Annotated in this window: 5 protein-coding genes; 1 reads left to right on the top strand and 4 read right to left on the bottom strand. The window is 60.9% G+C overall.

The features are described 5' to 3' along the window. Positions 1-114: 114 nt before the first annotated feature. From NW818_RS11865 to NW818_RS11850, 4 genes are read right to left on the bottom strand one after another with little or no spacing between them, the layout of a single operon-like run. The gene (locus NW818_RS11865; protein ID WP_414424667.1) at positions 115-1020 is read right to left on the bottom strand and encodes a M23 family metallopeptidase; all 906 of its coding nucleotides are present in this window, start codon (positions 1018-1020) and stop codon (positions 115-117) included. 41 nt (positions 1021-1061) lie between these two features. Further along, a complete protein-coding gene (locus NW818_RS11860; RefSeq protein WP_414424666.1) occupies positions 1062-1895 on the bottom strand; it encodes a biotin--[acetyl-CoA-carboxylase] ligase in 834 nt (277 codons plus the stop codon). Positions 1896-1907: 12 nt separating this feature from the next. Then, positions 1908-2540, bottom strand: a complete 633-nt coding sequence (locus NW818_RS11855; protein ID WP_011432111.1) for a DUF3318 domain-containing protein — start codon at positions 2538-2540, stop codon at positions 1908-1910. A gap of 14 nt (positions 2541-2554) precedes the next feature. Further along, positions 2555-3274: a pyridoxine 5'-phosphate synthase gene (locus NW818_RS11850; RefSeq protein ID WP_414424665.1), complete on the bottom strand. Its 720-nt coding sequence runs from the start codon at positions 3272-3274 to the stop codon at positions 2555-2557. Between the two features lie 168 nt (positions 3275-3442). Between NW818_RS11850 and NW818_RS11845 the strand changes: the two genes are divergently transcribed. Next, positions 3443-4510, top strand: a complete 1068-nt coding sequence (locus tag NW818_RS11845; RefSeq protein WP_414383722.1) for a hypothetical protein — start codon at positions 3443-3445, stop codon at positions 4508-4510. Positions 4511-4720: the final 210 nt, after the last annotated feature.

The raw sequence follows: 4720 nt of genomic DNA, 5'->3' as shown, positions 1-4720 counted from the left end.
TCTAGCGCGTCTGCCGTTCCGCCACGTCCGCAAAACCTGCATGACCCAACTGGTTACCTGCGCCAGCATTCTAGTTGGAGCCCGCCCACCTATGCTAACCCAAGCCGGCTCTGGCTAACCCGGCAGCTGGGCAACAGCAACCTTCAGATCATCTGTGGCGTCCAGAACCACCCAACCTTGCCCCACCGCCCGCTTCCACAGCTCAAAGTGGAGGTGCGGCCCAGTTACCGCTCCGGTCGCCCCCACATAGCCGATGACGGATCCCCGCTCTACCACTTCCCCCGGTGTTACAGCAACTTCGGACATGTGGCCATAGCGAGTGCGCCGACCGCCGGCATGCTCCAGCACAACGGTGATCCCTAGACCCCCCAGGGATCCCGAAGTGACCACCTTGCCGCTTAAAGAGGCCAAGATCGGCGTGCCCATGCTGGCCCCCAAATCCACTCCAGCATGAAACTCCGGCTCTCCGCGGATGGGGTGAATTCGCATGCCAAATCCAGAAGTAATCGGCACCGGGTGAGGTAGGGGGTAGAGCAGTCGTTCGTCACCTGCCGCCAGTTCAGGCAACCTTGGCGTTTGCGGTTCAGGAGCTTGGGGCTGGCTGGGATCCTCGATGCGAATCTCTTGGCCGGGGGCGAGAATGATGCGGCGACCGGAGCTGCGTTCCATCAGCACCACCGGCACCCCACCTTCAGGCTGAGCATGGGGAACCAGGTCATGGTTCTTCTGGGGCTCAATCACGATCTCGCGGCCCACTACCGTCTCTGGGCGGGTTTCTGCCTCAAGGGTCGCAGGGCTGCCCTCTCGCAAAGGAATGGCTCCATCCAGCAGCAGGGCTGCCGCCCCAGGCGTGTCCAGGGCCGGTTCCACCATGGGCGGCGGGGGCAAAGGGGTTGGTTGGGTCTGGGCCAGCAGAGCAGTGGGATAAAACCAGAGCAGAGCCAGCCCCAGCTTCAGCCAAAAGCGCAGCCGCCGAGCTCGGGGGGAGAAAAGGCGCGCTGCCATAACCCAAAGCTTCATCACCGAGTTCAACACAGGCCACATAAAAAACACAAGAGAAATTACAGGCTATCGCCCGCCGGCATGTGATAGCTCAAGCGAACTTGGTCGGGTGTAAGCGTCCGGATGGATTGCTGCTGTTGCAGATGTTGCTCCCCTTGTGTTTGTACTCGCACCCTTCCATCCTCGGCAAGGCCCAAGATCGTGAGGCTAGTCCCCCTTTCGAGCCATTGGACTTGCGGCTTGACCATCCAGGCTTCGTACTCTGAGCGAACGGGGGCAAATCCCCCTTGCAACCAGACGTGGAATCCCTGCTCCATCCCCTGCAGAACCCAGCCGGCAATCTCGGTGCGGTCGAGTGAGCGGTGCAGAGGGGATCCCAAAATCTGGGCTAAGGTGATCGCCCCAACGGGAACGGGGTTGTTGACATTCACCCCCACACCGGCCACCAACCCCAGCAGTTGCCCGCCCCCCCCAAAGCGGCTTTGTACCAGGATCCCCCCCAGCTTGAGCAGAGAATCCGGGCGCTGCTCGTCCACCACCACCAAATCGTTGGGCCATTTCAGCCGCAGCGGGATCCCAAGGTTTTGCCGTAAGCAGCCCGCAATGCCCCAGCCCAAGGTCAGGGTCAGTTCCAGCAGCGAGTGATGCAAGGGCGGGGATCCCAGCCAAACGGACAGGTATAGTCCCCCCGGCTGCGAGTGCCACACTCGCCCATGTTGACCTTGCCCGGCCCGCTGGCGGGTGCTGACCAAAACTGTGCCCACCGGCAGCGGCTGTGGGAACCGACGGCCCCAATCCAAGAGCAGCCGATTGGTGGAATCGGTCACCGCCACCTGCAGGAGATAGCGGCCCCACCGGCCCGCCTGGGATCCCAGCCGCGAGGGAGAAAGCATCTCTACCCGGGATTAGCTCAACACAATGTCTTCCGCCGGACGCTGGGCCAGCCGCTTGAGGTTTTGGTAGCGCAACATGTCCAGCAGATCATTGCCCGAGCGCCCCTCCAGACGGGCCTCCACATGCAGCGCCTGCCCTAGGGCCTCCACCGCCTGCAGCCGCGGGATCCCGCGCAACACCAGGCGATCCACCGCATAGGCGTCAGCAGCCAACAGACGACGGTCATTGGTTTGGTCGCGGCGCAACTGCCAGAGGGCCAAGCCACTCAAACCACCCGAAACGGTTGCTCCCACGGGATCCTGTTGTACGGCCTCGAAGATCAAGCTCAACCCCCCCAGAGCTGCTATGGCCAGGTAAAAGTCGATCTGCCGCGACACCGCCCGACTGTAGTAGCCCACCTTGTGCAGGAACAGCCCCGCCCGCTGCAGGGGGGTAAATTGCCGCCACTCGTAGGGCTTGATGAACAGCCGCATCTGCCGTTCCCAGGGCATTTGCCGACGGCCTTTGATCACCACCGTTTGCCGTTCCGAGGCGGGCAAGATCTTCACACTCTCCCGCATACTGGCTGGCAGCAGATCCAACAGGCGCTCAATCTCCGCCTGATCCAGAACGTAGTTTTCGTAGCCGTAGTATTCCGAGTTCATGCCGGGCCTGCTCCTCAGCTTAGTCCCATCGCCTGACGCATCTCTCGCACCGCCCGATCCAGCCCCACCAGCACCGCTCGACTGATAATGCTGTGGCCGATGTTCAGCTCCTCCATGCCAGGGATCCGCGCCACTGGGCCGACATTCCAGTAAGTAAGACCATGTCCCGCATTCACCCGCAAGCCCAGCTGAAGAGCCTGTTGGCTGGCCTTTTCCAGGTGGTCAAGTTCCACCTGCCGCTGAGCTTCGGATGAGGCTTCTGCATAGCGCCCCGTGTGGAGCTCCACCCAGCGGGCTCCCACTTGGGCAGCAGCGGCAATTTGGGTCGGATCTGGGTCGATAAACAAGCTGACGGGAATGCCGGATCCCTGCAGTTGGCCGACTACATCCCTGAGGCGCGACACCTGCCCCGCCACATCCAACCCACCTTCAGTGGTGATCTCCTCCCGCCGCTCGGGAACCAAAGTGACGTAGTCGGGCTTGACCTCCAGGGCAATCGCCACCATCTCCTCGGTGGCTGCCATCTCCAGGTTGAGGTGGGTGCGCACGGTTTGCCGCAGCAGCCGCACATCCCGATCTTGAATGTGACGGCGATCCTCGCGCAAGTGCACCGTAATGCCATCTGCCCCCGCCAGCTCGGCAATCACCGCTGCCGCTACCGGATCTGGCTCCACCGTGCGGCGTGCCTGTCGAAGGGTGGCAATGTGGTCGATGTTAACTCCAAGACTTAACAAGGCTTTACTGCTTTGGGTGTAGAGGAGAATACCCCTAGTATTACATTATTCAATTTACGCCGGTCAGATGAGCCAGGATGCCATGGGCCTCAGGCCGCGAGGGTGTAGGCTTTACTCTATGATCGAGTAGCGACGTCTCGCCTGTGCGGGATCCACTCCGGGCTTGCCATGACTGATCCAGATGCCTCTCTGGCGGTGGGACAACACTCCATTGTTGACCGGGCGCGAGTGCCGGCCTTAATTGCCCAGTACTTGCCGGTGGAAATCTGCATTTACTACCAAGTCGTCCCCTTGGCCCTGGATACCGACAGCCTTATCTTGGGCATGGTGGATCCCCAGGATTTGGCGGCGTTGGACTATGTGAGCAAAATGCTGGCCTATTCCCAGATTTCCGTCCAGCCAATCCCTCTCACCGCTCAGCAGCAGCAGGATTTAATTGCCTACTACTTCAGCCATCCCCCCGACCCGGCAGAGGTGGAGCGGCTGCGCCTCCAGGCCCAAGCCAACCGGGTGACTCGGGAGGTTCCTGCTCCTGCGGCGGGGCCCCCCACGCAGTTGACTCCAACCCAGCCTCCGTCCGCCCGACCAACCGCTCCGCCCGTACCCGCCGACGAATCAGAAGAGACAGTGCAGCAGTTGCTCAACTCGATGCTGCGGCGGGCTTTGGATGAGAAAGCCGAGCAAATTTTCGTGGAGCCTCAAGAGGGGCCTTCTTGTCGAGTGCGCTACCGCCAGCAGGGGATTTTGCGGGATCTGTTCAAAGATCTCTCCGAGTCCATACGAGCGAAGTTGATCACCGCCATGAAGCGGATGATGGCGCTGGATCCGGAGTTGATCGGGGAGCCGCAGCAGGCAGAGGTGGAGCGGATGTACCGGGGGGAGCCACTGGTGTTGCAGTTGCGCATCATACCGCAGCGCTCCAAAAGTGGCCAGACTGCCGCCTCTAGAGAAGGGGCCATCTTGAGCATCCTGCGAGGGGAAGCTCTCCAGAAATATCAACAAGGCCAGAATAACCTCCGCGTCTCTGAGACCCTAGCTTTGGCCCAACAGACCTATCAACTGCTGCAACAATTGCAAAGTGCTCTCAGCAACACAGTTGACAAGCTTAAGCAGTACCCCAGTCCGCCGCGGAGCGACTGGCCCCTGATGACGGAGGTGTTGGCAGCTATTCAAGCCCAAGCCCAGATGATCGCCATCCACCAGCAGGACTGGGAAAAACTCAATTCCGGCAGTTGACCCCCCAAAACCAGCCCCGAGCAACATCCCTTCAACGGGATCCCTCCCGCAGCAGCACCAAAATCACTCCGGCAATGATGCTGATGGTGGCACCGGCAATCAGGCTGGTGGCTAGACGTTCCAGCCGTTCCCCGATGGTTTGTGAGGTGTCGAACTTAAAAGTGAGCTTTTCGACATCACCTGAGAGCTTTTCGACATCGCCCGAGAGCT

This window comes from Synechococcus sp. R6-5 (genome assembly GCF_047461775.1).
Lineage (GTDB): Bacteria > Cyanobacteriota > Cyanobacteriia > Thermostichales > Thermostichaceae > Thermostichus.
Note: the sequence above shows the minus strand (reverse complement) of the source record. Positions and strands in the feature narration are given on the sequence as shown.

Coding starts and splice junctions, on each gene's coding strand:
- NW818_RS11855 (WP_011432111.1), bottom strand. CDS start 2,540: ATGAACTCGGAATACTACGGCTACGAAAACTACGTTCTGGATCAGGCG.
- NW818_RS11860 (WP_414424666.1), bottom strand. CDS start 1,895: ATGCTTTCTCCCTCGCGGCTGGGATCCCAGGCGGGCCGGTGGGGCCGC.
- NW818_RS11865 (WP_414424667.1), bottom strand. CDS start 1,020: ATGAAGCTTTGGGTTATGGCAGCGCGCCTTTTCTCCCCCCGAGCTCGG.
- NW818_RS11845 (WP_414383722.1), top strand. CDS start 3,443: ATGACTGATCCAGATGCCTCTCTGGCGGTGGGACAACACTCCATTGTT.